Origin of the sequence: Vibrio sp. St2 (assembly GCF_947311885.1) — a bacterium.
Lineage (GTDB): Bacteria > Pseudomonadota > Gammaproteobacteria > Enterobacterales > Vibrionaceae > Vibrio > Vibrio coralliilyticus.
Map to the genome: position 1 here is coordinate 115,817 of NZ_CAMZNA010000006.1, position 17,953 is coordinate 133,769.

A 17,953-nucleotide genomic window follows, 5' to 3' on the forward strand; every position below is an offset into this window, starting at 1 on the left:
GGTGTTATTAGTTATAGATTGTTTAATCTACCTAACTTAGCCTTGGTCCAAGTAGTAATTTTCCATATATTGCTTAAGACTAGAAGATATACAAAGAAGCATATTATAAAACTGTATAGCATTACAAATTCAGGAACGCTCCTGATTTCAGCATAAATACCGATAAATGCAAAGGCTGTAGCAATACATGAGATTGCAATGAGTGTTTGAGTAGAGCTAAATCCAAGCCTTTGAAAAATATGGTGCAGATGCTCTCGATCTGGTTTAAAAGGTGAATCTCCACGACGCATGCGACGAATCATAATTGCAGTCATGTCCATGAGTGGCACGGCAATTAACCATAGCGCTGTTACAGGGCGCAATGGAGGATTTGTGCCATTTTGACTGGAGAGTAGCAATAGCCAAATAACTGTAAAACCTATGAGCATACTCCCTGCATCTCCCATGAACACCTTTCTTCTGCGACCAAACAGTCCTAAGTTCAATAGTATATAAGGAATAATAACAACGACTAAAACTAAGCATATATAGGCAAGATTGTATTGCCCGTCATGACTTAGCATCACTCCCAAGCCTCCGAATGCCACTATAGATAGTCCTCCCAATAATCCATCAATTCCATCTACCATATTAAAAGCATTAACTGCACCAACAACAGCCAGAATTGTAACTAAGTATCCAAACCAACCTAAAGTTACAATCTCCCCTGTTCCAAAAATATCCCCTATCGTATTTAGTTCTATACCTCCGAGAATCATCATTGCTACTGACAGTGCTGCTTGGATTGCAAATCTTAGTTTAAAGCTAAGGTCGAACTTATCATCCAAAGCACCAACTCCAACAAGTATGATAATACAAGCAGAATAGAGAGCTGTATTAGGTAAAACAGTTGGGTTATTGAACAAAAAATATAGTATAGAAATACAAATAGATATTCCGCCGACTAGAGGTATGGCTCCATTATGTAGCTTTCGGGAATTTGGTTTATCTACTAACCCAACTTTTTTTGCTACTTTCCGCATGGTAAATGTTGTAGCCAACGAAAAGAAAAACAAGAAAGATAAATCTATAAATGGGATCAACACTGTTAATAAGCCTGGTTGTGTTCTAAATTATGAAATCTTTGTAAATTATTACAATTCTACAAAATCTGCTTCAGCACCCTATCTGCACTGACCCTAGTAATTTTACGCATCAGTTTTTGCACGGCATCAGGATAGTCTTCTGCTTTCTCTAGCTGCCTGTATGTACAAATTAGCTGTGTGTACTGAAGAATATTCTCTACCTCTTTCTCAAACTGAGGTGTTAAGTGGTGGAAATTGTCTTGGATAAAGAGAGCGTTTTCCAAGTCTAAACTCCAAGCTCTCGGGTTGAGGTTATTACCCGTTATCAGCATATAGCGCTTGTCTACCCAGATACCTTTTAGGTGGAAGCTGTTTTCTTCATGTTTCCATAAGTGGATAGAAAGCTTGCGACTGGCGATATTGGCTTCATTTGACTTAGCAAACTGACGTAAGTTTCGCTCATAAAGGTAGGGAAGACCACCGATGGTTTTAAACTCTTCCTCAGGTGAGATATAAAAGTCATTAGCTGTTTTATCACCTACAACGATAGTCACTTTTACACCACGCTTTAGCGCTTTTTTTACTTCCTTAGCCACGCTACGCGGGAAGTTAAAATAAGGCGTACAGATGAAAATCTCATCTTTGGCCTGGGCGAGTAACTGATTGATACCTTGATTAAGCTTATTACGCTTTTTACCCACCCCGACGATAGGCGTTACAGCAACCTGTTCTTGAGATACCGCTTGAGACTCAAATTGATAAGAGGACTTGGAGAGGGAAGCCCTTAATTGGCGAATTTGCGCCTTTATCTCTTTGGTCTCAGGTTTCTTTGAACACGCCAGATTGTTAACTGCAGGGTGGTCGATCATCTCTTTCTGAACAAAGTTGACCATACTATCGGCCAGTGCTTTGTTATTCAGCACATGATAGCGGTCGAAACGATAACGCTCTTTGTAGTTGAGATAGATGTTGTTAAGACTTGCACCACTGTAAATAACTTGGTCATCAATAATGAAGCCTTTTAAGTGCAAAACACCAAATACTTCACGCCCACGAACCGGAACGCCATAGATAGGGACTCTGTGTTCGTAACTATCCGCGAAGCTTGTATACATAGAGGCGTTGGTTTCGCCTGGTTCTGCACCAATTAAGCCGCGCTGAGCACGATGCCAATCAACACATACATTGATCTCTAGACCAGGGTTGCGCTGTTTCGCTTCATAGAGTTCAGTTAAGATCTCTCTTCCTGCTTCATCATCCTCCAAGTAAAGAGCAACCAGGTAGATTCGTTTACTTGCCTGACGAATCGCTTCTATTAAGCGAATTCGAAAATCTTTAGCTGCATAAAGTGTCTCAAACTGAGCTGGGTCTTGCGCCAAAGTAGGAAGTTGTTCGAATAAGTTCCTATTAGTCATCATGTTGGATGGGTTACCTTTACTTAAAGTGGACGAGGATATTAGCAAAATGTGCTAGCAGTTCCTAGTTACCAGATCCTAGTTCGACAATGCGAGTTGTAAAACCTGTGATTTACTGATTGGGACGAAGGCTGATTTCACCGCCGATGAAGGTTTCTAACCCATTTGCAGTTTGTAAAAGAACTGCGCCTTGTTCGTTGATGCCTCTAGCGATTCCGCTAATCTCTCTGGGTCCCATAAGCAGCTTTACTGGACGGTTGATAAAGTTATCCAAACGATTCCATCTCTCGACAAAACCAGCCACCCCATACAGTTCGTAGTCATCCAAAGCCTTGTGTAGGGTGGTTATCATGCTAATCGCAAGTTGGTTTCTATCAATCTGTTGATTATCTGCCACCTCATCTAGGCTAGCCCAAGGCTGGGTAATGCCTTCAGTTGCCTCTGACATCATTAAGTTGAGTCCCATACCTATTACAAGGTTGGCCGCTGCACCAGCTTGGCCTGACATTTCGACCAGAATGCCTGCGAGCTTCTTGTCTTGATAATAGAGGTCATTCGGCCACTTTAGTTTTACCCCTGTCAGTCCCATCTCTTCGAGAGCTTCAACGATTGCCACGCCAACCACTAGGCTTAATCCCATAGCGGCTGCCATACCAGCATCTAAACGCCAAAACATTGAGAGGTATAGATTCGAACCAAAAGGAGATACCCACTCACGTCCGCGGCGACCTCTGCCTTTAGCCTGATACTCAGCAAGACACACTGAGCCAGATTCTAAGCTATCAACTCGATCAAGTAGATATTGGTTGGTTGAGTCAATAATAGGTATCAGTTTTACTCGATTAGCTAAACTAGTTTGAAGAATCTCTTTGTCGAGCAATTGCATAGGCTTGGCGAGTTGGTAGCCCTTTCCCTGGACGCGAAACACATCGACCCCCCAAGCTTGGATGCCTTTAATATGCTTACTGATCGCGGCTCTGGATACGCCAAGCTTGTCTCCTAGCTCTTCACCGGAGTGAAATCCCCCTTGTGATAAAGCCTTCAAGATAGAAAGTTTTACGGAATGCTCTTTCATTGCTGGCCCTCTAATATAGTCTCTAGATTTGTCTCCGCATGAGAACCGATAAATCTCACTTCATGTTCCAACGCTATTTGGTATTTTTCCAACACGGTTTGGCGTATTGTTGCAGCTAGTTTGATCACATCGTTTGCTAACGCATTGTTTGTGTTCACTAGCACTAAAGCCTGTTTAGGGTGGACTTGAGCACCACCGATTTGATGGCCTTTCAATTGGCATTGATCTATTAGCCAGCCGGCAGCGACTTTTACGCCATCTTGTGTTGGGTAGGCAGCAATATTGGGGAATTGTTTAGTCAAATTTTCGAACTGCTGGTCCGAGATAACCGGGTTCTTAAAGAAGCTCCCTGCATTGCCTAGCTTGGCAGGGTCAGGCAGCTTTTCCATTCGGATTTGGCAAACTCGCTTAAAAACTTGCTGCGCGGTGAGGGTTTCGCTTTGTAGAGATTGAAGCGGGCCATATTCGATATTTGCTGACCACTGTTTTGGGAGTTTCAAGCCGATCGCTACAACCATAACTTTCTCAAACAGCTCATGTTTAAAAATGGAATCTCGATAGCCAAACTGACACTCTTCAGCACTCAGCCGTTTGGTATTGAAGGTTTCTAAACAAAGTACGTCGACATATTCGCAGATGTCTTTCAGCTCAACACCATAAGCGCCGATGTTCTGAATCGGAGCGCTGCCCGCACAGCCGGGGATCAGAGCGAGATTCTCTAATCCAAAGTAACCTTGTTCAACACTCCATTTCACCAAGCTTGGCCAATCTTCACCGCCAGCGATATGAAGATGCCAATGTGTGTCAGTTTCACTGACCGACTTACCGAGCAATTTATTGACTACCACCACGCCTTGGTAGGGTTGGGTAAACAATACATTACTGCCTTTTCCCAAAATCAGTTTAGGAAGCCTCAACCACTCTTGTTTTTGATACACATGTTTGATTTCTTCAACGGTTGCAACTTCAACCAGATAAGAGCAGGTTTGCGAGATTGAAAACGTGTGGGAGCGACTAAGATCTGCGTTAGCTAATATTTGCATCGGATTTATCGAGTAATCTAAACTGCCTGCATTCTACCCTAAATTGAAGTTTGGTGATAATGAGCCCAATGCAGATTGAAACCTTAGACCCAATAAAACTCCCCCTTGTATCGCGTTTGTACAAAGCACACTATCCTTCAGGCAAGGCGAAAAAGGATGAGTTGACCATTGTTGGTTCCATTGAGCAGCAAATCGTTTCATTGGTTCGTTTTAGAAATATTGAGCAATTCCGTTTGCTAACAGGAATGCTAGTGATACCAGAGCACAGGGGAAGCGGCTTAGGTCATCAGTTAATGGGTTACTGCGCTCAGTATGTTTTATCGGAGCATGACTTCTGTTTTGCCTACGCACATCTAGAAACATTTTATGCTAAACATAACTTCAAGACGATTGACACGAGTCAGTTACCTAGCTCGCTAAGAGGACTGTTTGAACGTTATAGCATTAAGAAGCAACTCGTAGCGATGAAGTATGTCAAACCATCTCGGTAAAGCGTATTGTATAACTCCACGAAGAGCGCTTTGACGTTGCAGCATGACCATGATGATGCAGTTGATTGTCTCAGAGTTGAGAATACAGGGTTGGCGTGTTTCATTTCTAATATCCTTCGCCTAAGCTCCATTTAGGGTGTTGATAAAAATATCATCACTAAGGAGCAATTATGAGCGCAACGTTAATCAATCAAACCTTACCGACTTTTGATGAACTAATGGCTTTGGCGCAAGATAACCCAGAGGCCTTTAATCGCTTTAAAAAAGAGATGTGTGAAGAAATGATCCAGTCTGCTTCTAAAGATATGCAAGATAGGTTGTGGGCTCAGCAAAGTCATATTGATAGGGTAGTCGGTCATTGTAAAAACCCAAACCACACCAATGTAGTCTTAATGAGAGAGTTAGTTAGCCAGATGGGTAAATTTCATGAGGCCCTCGAAGGGGATATTCGAGGTAAAATTGATAGAAATGTAGAAGTGATTTTTCTTGATGAGTGGCGTTAAGATAAATTAGTGTAATCAATTGTTCAACTTAGGCTGAAGCTCTGTTCACTATATGTTCGCTATGTTACACTCCCGCGCTGAATAGAAATACAGAGTGTTAAGGTACTATAAGCCTTAAAAGGATCAAGTGTGAGCGGGAAAATTCAACAATCACTAAACGAGAAGCAATACTCACCTCAATTACCAAATTCTTTCCCAGTAAGTGACGAAATTGATCTTAGAGTGCTATTTAAAGTTCTCTGGGATGGAAAATTGTTAATAATTGCTACAACTTTAGTGTTTGCTGTTGTGGCTGTTTTATCTGCAATGACTTCTCAAGAATGGTGGTCATCGAAAGCTACGATTTCTCATCCTCAGGCTCAAGATATGGTTGCTTATAGGCAGCAGGTTAAGCAGTTCCAGCCGGTTTTTGATATCTACCAGGATGATGGAACTGTTTTAGTAAGTGAAGAGCTGGATGATTTGACTGATTCAAAAGTGCTATTTAGCCGATTTGTCGATGCTTTTAACTCGAGTAATAATAAACGCAAGTTTTTAGATTCAAGTGAAGAATTTCAGCAGTTCAAAGAACAAACTAGCAGTGAATTAAGTGACGAAAAGGTAATTGAAGCGAGGCGTGGCATATACTCAGGATGGTTTGATAGAATTTCAGCTAAAGCTGACAATCCCAAAAATGCGTTAACACCGTACCACATCAGCTTTCAGTCTACGACAAGTGAAAGCAGTTATTTGTTGCTGGTTAACTATATAAAAACGATCAAGAACAAAGCGCATCAAGATGCGTTAAATAACTTAGAGGCAATAATTTCTGCTAAGAGAGATGAGCTAGCCCAACAAAAGAAAATACTTGAAACTCAGGCGAAAAACCGCCTAGTAGTTGAAGCTGATCGAGCCCGCTATGCACTCAGTATAGCGAACGCTGCAGGAGTTACATCGCCAATTCAAACTAATGGTAGTAAAGAACTTTTCGGGATTGATATGGGGTCAAAAGCCCTCGCAGCTAAAATTGAAGCTTTAAATTCTATAAGAAATTTAAGTGTTATAGAGCCTCGACTTCAACAAATTAATGCGAAATTGCAAATGCTGAATACTTTAAAGGTTGATCGCAGTATTGACTTTCAGACTTTTCGCTTTTTAGAAAATGTTGAACAACCAATAACACGAGATAAACCAAAGAGAGCACTAATAGCTGTTGCAGGAACTTTACTCGGTGGCATGCTGGGTGTCGTTATTGTTCTTATTCGCTTCGCTTTCAGTAGAGAGAAAAATTAAATAGATACCAACTTGTTGTAGCCGGATGCACTTTCTAGTGAATCCGGCTCCTTTCATTCTAGATAGCATCTAAGAGCTATATCACACAAAAACTTTCTCTTTCCCCTTGGGTTTCTCCTCTCTGCCCCTCATATAGATACCATTAGGCTGTTATAGCCATTTATCATGTCAAATATGGAAACTAATCAGGAGAGACGACCGATGAACATTCGTCCATTACACGACCGAGTTATCGTAGAACGCCAAGAAGTTGAGTCTAAATCAGCGGGTGGTATTGTTCTGACTGGTTCTGCTGCAGAGAAATCAACTCGCGGCGTAATTCTAGCTGTAGGTAAAGGCCGCATTCTAGAAAATGGCACTGTGATGCCACTGGACGTTAAAGTCGGCGACACGATTATCTTCGCTGAAGGTTACGGTACTAAGACTGAAAAAATCGACGGTAAAGAAGTGCTAGTGATGTCTGAAAACGACATCATGGCAATCGTTGAATAATAGCAATCATTGAGTAATTTTTTGCTCAGATTCAGCTGAAAACCAAAACAAAGAATTTAGAAAAGGAAACTAAAGATGGCTGCTAAAGACGTTAAATTTGGTAACGACGCACGTGTAAAAATGCTAGAAGGTGTTAATGTTCTAGCTGACGCGGTAAAAGTAACACTGGGTCCTAAAGGCCGTAACGTTGTTCTAGACAAATCTTTCGGTGCACCAACGATTACTAAAGATGGCGTATCTGTAGCGCGCGAAATCGAACTTGAAGACAAGTTCCAAAACATGGGCGCGCAAATGGTTAAAGAAGTAGCGTCTCAAGCAAATGACGCTGCGGGTGACGGTACAACAACTGCAACAGTACTTGCTCAAGCTATCGTTAACGAAGGCCTTAAAGCGGTTGCTGCTGGCATGAACCCAATGGATCTTAAGCGTGGTATCGACAAAGCGGTAATAGCTGCGGTTGAAGAGCTTAAAGCTCTGTCTGTTGAATGTGCTGATACTAAAGCTATTGCACAGGTAGGTACTATCTCTGCGAACTCAGATTCAAGCGTAGGTAACATCATTGCTGAAGCGATGGAAAAAGTGGGTCGTGATGGCGTTATCACTGTTGAAGAAGGTCAGGCTCTGCAAGATGAGCTAGATGTTGTTGAAGGTATGCAGTTCGACCGCGGTTACCTTTCGCCTTACTTCATCAACAACCAAGAGGCAGGTTCTGTTGATCTAGAAAACCCATTCATTCTTCTGATCGACAAGAAAGTTTCTAACATCCGCGAACTTCTTCCGACTCTAGAAGCGGTAGCAAAAGCAACTCGTCCACTTCTGATCATTGCTGAAGATGTAGAAGGTGAAGCACTAGCAACTCTAGTGGTAAACAACATGCGTGGTATCGTGAAAGTGGCTGCTGTTAAAGCGCCAGGCTTCGGTGACCGTCGTAAAGCCATGCTTCAAGACATCGCTATCCTAACGGGTGGTACAGTGATCTCTGAAGAAGTCGGCTTAGAGCTAGAGAAAGTGGTTCTCGAAGACCTAGGTCAAGCGAAGCGTGTTGCTATCACTAAAGAAAATACAACGATCATCGATGGTATCGGTGAAGAAGCAATGATCTCTGGTCGTGTTGCTCAAATCCGTCAACAAATCGAAGAAGCGACTTCAGACTACGACAAAGAGAAGCTACAAGAGCGCGTTGCTAAACTAGCAGGCGGTGTTGCAGTCATCAAAGTTGGCGCTGCGACTGAAGTTGAAATGAAAGAGAAGAAAGATCGCGTAGAAGATGCTCTACACGCGACTCGCGCTGCAGTTGAAGAAGGCGTAGTTGCTGGTGGTGGTGTCGCTCTAATCCGCGTAGCTTCTAAGATTACTGAACTTCAAGGTGATAACGAAGAGCAAAACGTTGGTATCCGCGTTGCTCTACGTGCAATGGAAGCGCCTATCCGTCAAATCACTACAAACGCAGGCGACGAAGAGTCTGTGGTTGCGAACAACGTGAAAGGTGGTGAAGGTTCTTACGGTTACAATGCGGCAACTGGTGAGTACGGTGACATGCTTGAGATGGGTATCCTAGACCCAACAAAAGTAACTCGTTCTGCACTTCAGTTTGCGGCATCAGTTGCTGGCCTAATGATCACAACAGAAGCAATGGTTACAGACTTACCTCAGAAAGATGCTCCTGCAATGCCTGATATGGGTGGCATGGGCGGTATGGGTGGCATGGGCGGTATGATGTAATCCCCCTGAGCTACTTCAGCCAAATAAAAACGGAGCCTTTAGGCTCCGTTTTCGTCTCTGATGTTCTGTGATTACAGGGTAAGAAGCTTATCTACCCCAAGCAACTCCAAACAATGTAACTAGAGAATAATCTCTCTTACTTCAGCGTCTTTGCGCTCAAGATAGTGAGTGGACTTAATGCGGCGAATGGTGCGGCAGCGACCACGGATAAGCAGTGTTTCTGTGGTGGCAATGTTACCTTGGCGAGTGATGCCTTCGAGCAGATCACCTTTAGTAATACCCGTTGCAGAGAAGACCACATTATCACTTTTGGCCATGTCTTCCATCGTGAGTACTACATTTGCTTCTACGCCCATTTCTTTGCAGCGTGTTAGCTCTGCTGTCCCATAAATACGGTTTTCTTCCGTATCGCCTTTGACTTCATGACGAGGCAGTAAACGGCCGTGCATGTCACCATCCAGAGCGCGGATGACTGCAGCAGACACCACTCCTTCAGGTGCGCCGCCAATGCAGTACATAGCATCAACTTCGCTGTCAGGCATACATGTCAGAATCGAAGCGGCCACATCGCCATCTGGAACTGCAAACACACGTACTCCCATTGCCTGCATCTCCGCAATCACTTGATCATGGCGCGGTTTAGCCAGCGTAATGACGACCAACGTATCTAGCGTTTTATTCAGCGCTTGAGCGATATTCTCTAGATTGTCTTTCAGTGGCTTATTAAGGTCGATACAGCCTTTTGCCCCTGGACCTACAGCCAACTTTTCCATGTACATGTCAGGTGCTTTTAGGAAGCTGCCTTTCTCACCTGCGGCGAGTACTGCTAACGCATTTGATTGCCCCATAGCCGTCATACGTGTGCCTTCAATGGGGTCGACTGCTATATCGACTTCATCCCCGCCGATTCCGACTTTTTCACCAATGTACAGCATAGGTGCATCATCAATCTCGCCTTCGCCAATCACAATTTCACCACTGATATCGGTCTTGTTGAGCAAGATTCGCATCACTTCAACGGCAGCGCCGTCGGCCGCATTTTTGTCACCACGCCCCAGCCATTTATAACCAGCCAATGCGGCGCCTTCTGTTACTCGGGAAAATGCCATTGCCAAATCGCGTTTCATGATGACTCCAAATCTAGAGAATAGGGGAATGAATTAAACGCGCAGGATTTTAGCATAGTTGCAAGTAAACGTTTGCCATTTTCGCCCAGCGGAATTGAACTCGATCAAAATGAGGTGAAAATCGACAAAAAATTTGGCCTCAGCGCTTCTCCGTCAGTGCATTGTCAATGTATGCTGTTTTTTTGACCGAATGGTGCGAAATATAGAATATAGGGCGTGTTTATCACTCTCTGCCTGAGTAGAATGAGGACATTAGGTGGAGAAAGCTCTTCACAATAACCGGACAATACAAGGTAGGCTAAGATGTCTTTTGAAGTACTAGAAAAACTAGAAGCGAAAATCCAAACTGCAGTTGACACCATTGCACTTCTACAAATGGAAGTGGAAGAGCTGAAAGAAGAAAAAGAGAAGCTGGCAGTAGAAGCAAATGAGCTTCGTTCTAGCCGTGAAGAGATCGAACAAAAAGCGCAGCAGATGCAACAAGAGCATTCAGCTTGGCAGGAGCGTATTCGTAACCTGCTAGGTAAGATGGACGAAGTTGAGTAAGCATCGTCTAATGACAAAAAGGGTGGCCATGGCCACCCTTTTTGAGTTTTTAGAGGATAATGAGGGCTCAGGTTACACTTGAGGGCGAACGCCTAACGTATGGCACAGCGCGTAGGTCATTTCTGCGCGGTTTAGTGTGTAGAAGTGGAAGTCTTTCACACCTTCACGGCTCAGCACTCGAATCATATCGATGGCTTGGCTTGCGCCAACCAGCTGACGTGTCGTCGGGTCATCATCCAGACCTTCAAACTGTTTCGCCATCCAGCTTGGTACTTTAACGTTGTTTTGAGCGGCAAAGCGTGACGCTTGCTTAAAGTTCGAAACCGGTAAAATACCCGGTACGATTTCAACGTCGATGCCTGCTGCAACACAGCGATCACGGAAACGAAGATAGCTTTCAACGTCAAAGAAGAACTGAGTAATAGCGCGGTTTGCGCCTGCATCGACTTTACGTTTGAGATTGAGTAGATCCGCTTGTGCACTTTTGGCTTCTGGGTGCACCTCAGGGAAAGCGGCAACGGAGATATCAAAATCATGACGCTCTTTTAGAAGTTTCACCAGATCGGAGGCGTACATTTCTGGCTTACCGCCGCCCGGTGGGATGTCACCACGCAGAGCGACGATGCTCTGAATACCGTTCGCCCAGTAATCATCAGCAATACGTGCTAGCTCTTCACGTGACGCGTCAATACACGTTAGGTGGGGCGCGGCAACTAACCCTGTTTCAGCTTTAATTTCTTTAATGATGGAGTGTGTGCGGTCACGCTCACCTGAGTTCGCACCGTAAGTGACAGAAACGAATTTAGGCTTTAGCGTTTTGAGGCGATGGACTGAGTTCCATAAGGTTTCTTCCATCTTTTCACTGCTGGGTGGAAAAAACTCAAATGACACATTGATGTTGTCAGAAAGTTCCGCAATATTCTGGTTTAAGGCATCTATATGGCCGGCGTGCGTATATCCCATCTTACTCTCTCCATGTGGCAACTGGACCACAAAACTCAAATCCTCAAATCGACGTTTAGACGTCTATATGTCCACAGGATGTATTGAATGCGATTTAAAGTCAACAGTACGATTATGAATTTTTTTCAAGTTAAATATTAGACGTTTTCAACTTGAAAGGTAATGGCATGACCAAGAAAGAAAAAGCGCAGCTAAGGGCTGCGCTTTAGTCAATTATAAGAAACTGGAAAGCAGATTGAGGTCTGACTGAATCGCACCTGCGGTTACCTCTCGGCCTGCGCCTGGGCCGCGAATGACCAGTGGGTTATCCTTGTACCATTTGCTTTCGATGGCGAAGATGTTGTCACATGGCAGCAAGTTAGCCAGAGCATGTTCTTTACTTAGCGCTTCAACGCCAACCGTTGCTGAACCGTTCTTCTCCAGCCTTGCAACATAGCGCAGTATCTTGTCTTCGCGCTGAGCTTTCTCTAAACGCTCGGCTAACAGCTCACTTAATAGTTGGCTTTTATCGAGGAAATCGTCCAGCGACAGATCGGCAAGCTCAGCAGGAACCAGACTTTCCACTTTAACCGCTTCTGGTTCCAGATCGAGCCCGGCTTCACGCGCTAAAATAACTAGTTTACGCATTACATCAGAGCCATCCAGATCGCAGCGCGGGTCGGGTTCAGTCAAACCTTGCTGCCAAGCGAGATCCACTAGTTCTGCAAAAGGTACATTGCCGTCATACTGCTGGAACAACCAAGAAAGCGTGCCAGAGAAAATGCCTGATAAGGCATGAATGTCATCGCCACTTTCACGTAAGTCCTTCACCGTATGGTTAATCGGTAAACCAGCTCCGACAGTTGCATTGTAAAGCCAGTGGCGGTTTATCTTGGCGAAGGCATCTTGCACTTGATGATAATAATCACTGGACGCAGAACCGGCGACTTTGTTGGCAGAGATAAGGTGCATGCCTTGCTCTGCGATGTTCAGGTAACGCTCGGCCAGTTGCTGGCTAGCCGTCACATCGAGCACAACGACATCATCGTAGCCCTGAATCGCGCCAAGCTTTCTTACCCACTCATGACCTTGATATTCAATCGCTTCTTCTTCGTAGTGAGCGCTGACGGTGCTGGCATCAATACCTTTAGGATTGAACCAGTAGTTCTGACTGCCAACGACAGCAACCAGTTCGAAGTTCATGCCGCGACGTTTTTCTAGCTCTGCTTTTTGCTCAGCAAAAAGTTCAAGCCAGCTTGAGCCAATATTACCTTTGCCACACAAAGCGATACCAACGCGCTTCTGAGCCTGGAACAGTTGGCTGTGGATCGATTTGACCAGAACAGAAGTATCTGTACTGCGCAACACCGCGACCAAGCTTAATCCTGACTGAGATTCTGAAATAAACTCCACAGGAGAAGACTTAAGCTTCTGGTAGAAACCGTAGCAGTGGTTGGCATTTTTAGTTACACCTGCACCGACTGCTGCAATCAACGAATAGCCCTCTTTGAGCTTAATTTCAGCTTCTATCGCGGCGTCTTGGAGGTACTCGAGTGCGCCGCCTGCAATCTCAGCGGTATACGCTAAACGCAGTGTTTGCTGGTCTTCCTGCGCTTCGTAGGTTAGTGGTTCAAGTTGTGCGCGTTTCAGCCCTGCAAGCGTTTCCTGTTCAAGACGGCTGAAATCGTGTCCAGAGGCAAAGTTGAGTTGGATCAGCAGCACTTCTTTCAGCGAGGAGATGATTTTAGCGCCACGACCTGAGGCCAGCACACGTTCAATACGTGTGGAGCCATCTTCCGGTTCATAGCTGCAACGCAGGTGTAAATCCATCGCACTTTGCGCGACCGGCTGAAGGGTGCGGCTGTGCAAGACTGGCGCAGCAAGTCGGGCTAATTCGCTGGCTTCATCAAGGCGCAGTAGGGGCAGAAGGCATGCATCTGAGACTAAACGAGGGTCTGCGCTGTAGACACCCGCGACGTCACTCCAGATGGTCACGCGTTTTACTTCGGCTAGCGCACCAATGACAGTGGCAGAGTAATCTGAACCATTACGACCTAGTAGCACGGTATGGCCTTGGTCATCCTGTGCCATAAAGCCTGTGATCACAACGCGGTGATGGGCGTGTTGAGCGAGTACTTCCTTGATCAGCGGATAGGAGGTGCCCCGGTCAACTTCAGGTTGGGTGCCTGCTTCGGCACGTAGGAAAGCTCTTGCATCCTGAGCGACGGCCTGTAGGTCATTTTGATTCAGTAATGCCGCCAGCAATCGAGAAGACCAAACTTCTCCGTGACCTAATACGGCTGCGCGTTCGGCAGTCGTTAAGGGAGCTGTTAGCTCACCCAGTGTGCTGAATTCGTCGTTGAGTGTGGCAAGAAGCTGCTGTTGGCTTTCACCTTGTAACAGGTCTTCGACCAGCTGTACCTGAAACTGACGTAATGACTGCAATGCTTCATGGGCGAGGCGACCATCTTTGTTAAGAGAGTCTAAAAACTCAATCAAACGATTGGTGGTCTTGCCTGCCGCTGAGACAACAATTAAATCTTCTTGATTAGAATACTCTTTGAGAATATTAACTACGCGGCGGTAACACTCTGGATCCGCGAGGCTACTGCCGCCAAATTTATGCAATTGACGCTGCTGGCTCATGACAACGCCTCCTGAGTTTTACTGAATGCTTGTTCTAGATCGGCAATGAGGTCATCAGAGTCTTCTAACCCGACAGAAAGGCGTAGCAGCTGTTGTGAGACTCCGGCTTCTGCTAATGCGGCTTCACCCATTGCGCGGTGTGTCATTGACGCAGGGTGGCAAATCAGGCTCTCCACGCCGCCAAGTGATTCGGCGAGCGAAAACAGTTCTAATTCACCAACAAAGTGTTTGAGTTGTTCAAAGCTACCTGCAAACTCAAAGCTGAGCATAGAGCCGAATCCAGACTGCTGCTTTTTCGCAATCTCATGGCCTGGGTGTTCAGGCAAGCTTGGGTGATAGATGTTGCCCACCAGAGATTGAGATTGCAGGTAGTTGAGAATGTGTGCTGAGCTTTCTTCATGCACTTTCATGCGCGCACCTAAGGTGCGAATACCGCGTAATGTCATGTAGCTGTCGAATGGTGTGCCGGTAGCGCCGATACAGTTACCCCACCAGGCAAGATCTTCAGCATGCTGCTCAGTTCTGGTGATTACCACGCCACCTATGACATCAGAATGACCGTTAATGTACTTGGTTGTCGAGTGAATGACGAAGTCAGCGCCGAGTTCAAGAGGCTTTTGGAACACAGGTGTCAAAAAGGTATTATCGACGCCGACCAGAGCACCAACCTGGCGGGCTTTTTCACATACTGCAGCAATGTCGACTACTCGAACCAAAGGATTAGACGGTGTTTCTAACAGAATCAGTTTAGGTTTCTTTGCTATAGCGTCGTTCAAGGCTTTTTGATCTGATTGATCGACAAACTGAACCTTGAAGTCACCTTTCTGAGCGCGGGTGTTAAATAAACGGTACGTACCGCCGTAGCAATCGTGTGGCGCGATGATCAGGTCATCTGGGCCAAGAAATGCGGAGACCCATAAGTTTAACGCAGAGGTTCCACAGTTGGTCACTACCGCACCCTTACCGGACTCCAGCTCATACAGAGCTTTTTCTAATAAGCCACGGTTTGGGTTACCTGAGCGAGTGTAGTCATATTTTGGCACTTCACCGAAGGCGGGAAATCCGTAGTTAGTCGAGAGGTAAATAGGTGGCACAACGGCATGATGCTGAGTGTCTGACTCGATACCAGTACGTACCGCGATTGTGGCTGGTTTACGGGCGCTCATAAGTGTTTCCTTTCGAACTGTAGTGACTTGGCTGGAGATTACACTATACCTGTTTGCCGGATGTTAGATATATGTTATTCCAATCGTATATCTCTTCACTTTACTTCTCATTTTTTAAGACGTCAACACTTCTAGACGTCTATATGTCTTTGCTTGTGGCCATAAATCCCGCTAAAATTACGCTTTCTAATTTTATACATAATGAATCATAAAGGTGCGCAATGGCAGATTGGAACGGCGAATACATTAGTCCGTATGCTGAACATGGAAAGAAAAGCGAACAAGTAAAGAAGATTACGGTTTCTATTCCATTGAAAGTATTGAAGGTTTTGACTGATGAGCGAACGCGTCGTCAGATTAATAACCTGCGCCATGCGACGAACAGTGAGCTGCTTTGTGAAGCGTTTCTACACGCTTATACAGGCCAGCCATTACCTACCGATGAAGATTTGCGTAAAGATCGCCCAGATGATATTCCCGCGGAAGTGAAAAAACTCATGACTGAGATGGGCATTGAATTCGAAGCGTATGATGAAGAGTAATAACTGGCAGCGCGCCTGGTTTTTATTTTGCTGAAAACTAAAAAAACCGCTGAATGTTCAGCGGTTTTTTGTTGCTAGAGAGAAACGCTTACGCTTCCATGTAATTCTCTGGCATTTCAATGCGAGCCACACCTGACTCTACTGCCGCTAGAGCAACCGCTTTTGCAACACGTGGTAACAGTCGAGAGTCCATTGGCTTAGGAATGATGTAGCCAGGGCCAAATTCCAGCTTGTCCACGCCTGCGGCTTTCAATACTTCCGCTGGAACTTCTTCTTTTGCTAGCTCACGAATGGCGTCTACCGCAGCGAGTTTCATTTCATCGTTGATTTCGCTGGCACGAACGTCAAGAGCACCGCGGAAGATGAATGGGAAACACAATACGTTGTTCACTTGGTTCGGGTAGTCGCTGCGACCTGTACCCATGATTAAATCATCACGAACTTCATGCGCCAGCTCTGGTTTGATTTCCGGATCTGGGTTTGAACACGCAAAGACAACAGGTTTGTCAGCCATCAGTTTTAGTGCTTCAGGAGCGAGCAAGTTCGGGCCAGATACGCCTAAGAACAGGTCTGCACCTTCAATAACATCTTCCAGCGTACGCTTGTCAGTGTTATTCGCAAATAGCTGTTTGTATTCGTTGAGATCATCACGGCGAGTGTGGATAACGCCTTTGCGGTCAAGCATGTAGATCTTTTCACGCATCGCACCACATTTGATCAGTAGCTCCATACAAGCTACTGCTGCAGCGCCAGCGCCAAGACATACAATCGTAGCGTCTTCTAGCTTTTTGCCTTGCAGTTCAATCGCGTTAAGCATGCCTGCTGCGGTTACGATTGCTGTACCGTGTTGGTCATCGTGAAAAACCGGAACATCACAGCGCTCAATCAACTGTTTTTCAATTTCAAAACAATCTGGCGCTTTGATGTCTTCAAGGTTGATGCCGCCAAATGTATCGGCAATGTTAGCTACCGTATCGACGAACTCTTCGATTGTGCGGTGTTTGACTTCAATGTCGATAGAGTCCAAACCAGCAAAGCGTTTGAACAAAAGAGATTTACCTTCCATGACTGGCTTTGATGCCAGCGGACCTAAGTTACCAAGACCAAGAATTGCTGTTCCGTTAGAGATAACCGCTACCATGTTGCCTTTAGAGGTGTACTTGTAGACATTATCTGCATTCTGTGCAATTTCACGTACAGGCTCAGCCACGCCTGGGCTGTACGCTAACGCCAGATCACCTGCCGTTTCGGCTGGTGTTGTCAGCTCAACCGAAATTTTACCTGCTGTTGGGTAAGCATGGTAATCCAGCGCTTGCTGACGGAATTGTTCTTCAGGGGATAGTTCTTGGCGATTGTCATCGGACATAGGTGTAGGTACTCGTTAATAATAATTAGGATAGGGGGAAATCCATTCTAGAGTAACTAAGTCAAGCTGCCTAGGTCAGAATGCGAGCTAAAGCAATAAAATGTGCTAAATGACTGGAGATAAGACCAGATGGGTAGAGATATGGCTAGCGAATATCAAACAGTGGAAGATATTACTCTGAATGAATAGCTGAAGAAGCAGATAACAAAAAAGGACGCCGTAGCGTCCTTTTCTCTTCATCTAAAAAGAAATTACTTCTTAGAAGAAAGAGCACCGAAACGCTTGTTGAAGCGATCTACACGGCCGCCAGTATCAACGATACGCTGCTTACCAGTGTAGAATGGGTGACATTTGTCACATACGTCTAGGTGGATTGACTCTTTAGTTAGAGTTGAGTTGAACTCGAAAGAGTTACCGCAAGAACAAGTTGCTTTAACTGCTTTGTATTCTGGGTGGATACCAGCTTTCATGGGAGAACCTCTAAAATAGGCCGTGTCGCTATCCGATTCTATGCCGGACACCACACGTAGTTAATAAAATT

At 45.1% G+C, this 17,953-nt stretch carries 17 protein-coding genes; 7 read left to right on the plus strand and 10 right to left on the minus strand.

Features of this window, described 5'->3' with window-relative positions:
- Positions 1-11: 11 nt before the first annotated feature.
- The 4 genes from wecA to murB form a co-directional block, all read right to left on the minus strand.
- Complete coding sequence (gene wecA, locus QMA41_RS17410) at positions 12-1,085, minus strand: UDP-N-acetylglucosamine--undecaprenyl-phosphate N-acetylglucosaminephosphotransferase (protein ID WP_281630285.1); 1,074 nt, start codon at positions 1,083-1,085, stop codon at positions 12-14.
- A gap of 56 nt (positions 1,086-1,141) precedes the next feature.
- The gene (gene pssA, locus QMA41_RS17415; protein ID WP_281630286.1) at positions 1,142-2,482 is read right to left on the minus strand and encodes a CDP-diacylglycerol--serine O-phosphatidyltransferase; all 1,341 of its coding nucleotides are present in this window, start codon (positions 2,480-2,482) and stop codon (positions 1,142-1,144) included.
- Positions 2,483-2,591: 109 nt separating this feature from the next.
- On the minus strand, positions 2,592-3,554 hold the full coding sequence (gene birA / locus QMA41_RS17420; protein ID WP_281630287.1) for a bifunctional biotin--[acetyl-CoA-carboxylase] ligase/biotin operon repressor BirA: 963 nt from the start codon (positions 3,552-3,554) through the stop codon (positions 2,592-2,594).
- A complete protein-coding gene (gene murB / locus QMA41_RS17425) occupies positions 3,551-4,597 on the minus strand; it encodes a UDP-N-acetylmuramate dehydrogenase (protein ID WP_281630288.1) in 1,047 nt (348 codons plus the stop codon). Before murB ends, birA begins: the two co-directional genes overlap by 4 nt.
- 68 nt (positions 4,598-4,665) lie before the next feature.
- Between murB and QMA41_RS17430 the strand changes: the two genes are divergently transcribed.
- The 5 genes from QMA41_RS17430 (at position 4,666) to groL (ending at position 9,077) form a co-directional block, all read left to right on the plus strand.
- Complete coding sequence (locus QMA41_RS17430; protein WP_281630289.1) at positions 4,666-5,088, plus strand: GNAT family N-acetyltransferase; 423 nt, start codon at positions 4,666-4,668, stop codon at positions 5,086-5,088.
- Between the two features lie 170 nt (positions 5,089-5,258).
- Positions 5,259-5,591: a DUF3135 domain-containing protein gene (locus QMA41_RS17435; RefSeq protein WP_281630290.1), complete on the plus strand. Its 333-nt coding sequence runs from the start codon at positions 5,259-5,261 to the stop codon at positions 5,589-5,591.
- 129 nt (positions 5,592-5,720) lie between these two features.
- Positions 5,721-6,863, plus strand: coding sequence for a Wzz/FepE/Etk N-terminal domain-containing protein (locus tag QMA41_RS17440; RefSeq protein ID WP_281630291.1), 1,143 nt, complete (start codon positions 5,721-5,723; stop codon positions 6,861-6,863).
- Positions 6,864-7,064: 201 nt separating this feature from the next.
- A complete protein-coding gene (locus tag QMA41_RS17445; RefSeq protein WP_281630292.1) occupies positions 7,065-7,355 on the plus strand; it encodes a co-chaperone GroES in 291 nt (96 codons plus the stop codon).
- Between the two features lie 75 nt (positions 7,356-7,430).
- Entirely contained in the window at positions 7,431-9,077 is a 1,647-nt protein-coding gene (gene groL, locus QMA41_RS17450; protein WP_281630293.1) for a chaperonin GroEL, read from the plus strand.
- Between the two features lie 119 nt (positions 9,078-9,196).
- Here groL and glpX read toward each other — a convergent pair whose 3' ends face one another.
- On the minus strand, positions 9,197-10,204 hold the full coding sequence (gene glpX / locus QMA41_RS17455) for a class II fructose-bisphosphatase (protein ID WP_281630294.1): 1,008 nt from the start codon (positions 10,202-10,204) through the stop codon (positions 9,197-9,199).
- Between the two features lie 303 nt (positions 10,205-10,507).
- Here glpX and zapB point away from each other — a divergent pair, with 303 nt between their 5' ends.
- A complete protein-coding gene (gene zapB, locus QMA41_RS17460) occupies positions 10,508-10,750 on the plus strand; it encodes a cell division protein ZapB (protein ID WP_006963347.1) in 243 nt (80 codons plus the stop codon).
- A 72-nt stretch (positions 10,751-10,822) separates the two neighbouring features.
- Here the strand turns inward: zapB and metF are convergent, their stop codons facing one another.
- The 3 genes from metF to QMA41_RS17475 all read right to left on the minus strand — a co-directional run bounded on the left by metF (position 10,823) and on the right by QMA41_RS17475 (position 15,504).
- Positions 10,823-11,713, minus strand: coding sequence for a methylenetetrahydrofolate reductase (metF, locus tag QMA41_RS17465; RefSeq protein ID WP_019277576.1), 891 nt, complete (start codon positions 11,711-11,713; stop codon positions 10,823-10,825).
- A gap of 213 nt (positions 11,714-11,926) precedes the next feature.
- Positions 11,927-14,338: a bifunctional aspartate kinase/homoserine dehydrogenase II gene (locus tag QMA41_RS17470; RefSeq protein ID WP_281630295.1), complete on the minus strand. Its 2,412-nt coding sequence runs from the start codon at positions 14,336-14,338 to the stop codon at positions 11,927-11,929.
- Positions 14,335-15,504 carry an O-succinylhomoserine (thiol)-lyase gene (locus QMA41_RS17475; protein WP_281630296.1) on the minus strand — a complete coding sequence of 390 codons (1,170 nt, stop codon included), beginning with the start codon at positions 15,502-15,504 and terminating at the stop codon, positions 14,335-14,337. The genes QMA41_RS17470 and QMA41_RS17475 overlap by 4 nt, the downstream gene beginning before the upstream one ends.
- 221 nt (positions 15,505-15,725) lie before the next feature.
- Between QMA41_RS17475 and metJ the strand changes: the two genes are divergently transcribed.
- Entirely contained in the window at positions 15,726-16,046 is a 321-nt protein-coding gene (gene metJ / locus QMA41_RS17480) for a met regulon transcriptional regulator MetJ (protein WP_006963343.1), read from the plus strand.
- Positions 16,047-16,134: 88 nt separating this feature from the next.
- Here the strand turns inward: metJ and QMA41_RS17485 are convergent, their stop codons facing one another.
- On the minus strand, positions 16,135-17,412 hold the full coding sequence (locus tag QMA41_RS17485; protein WP_038513924.1) for a malic enzyme-like NAD(P)-binding protein: 1,278 nt from the start codon (positions 17,410-17,412) through the stop codon (positions 16,135-16,137).
- 251 nt (positions 17,413-17,663) lie between these two features.
- Positions 17,664-17,882 carry a 50S ribosomal protein L31 gene (rpmE, locus tag QMA41_RS17490; RefSeq protein WP_006963341.1) on the minus strand — a complete coding sequence of 73 codons (219 nt, stop codon included), beginning with the start codon at positions 17,880-17,882 and terminating at the stop codon, positions 17,664-17,666.
- Positions 17,883-17,953: the final 71 nt, after the last annotated feature.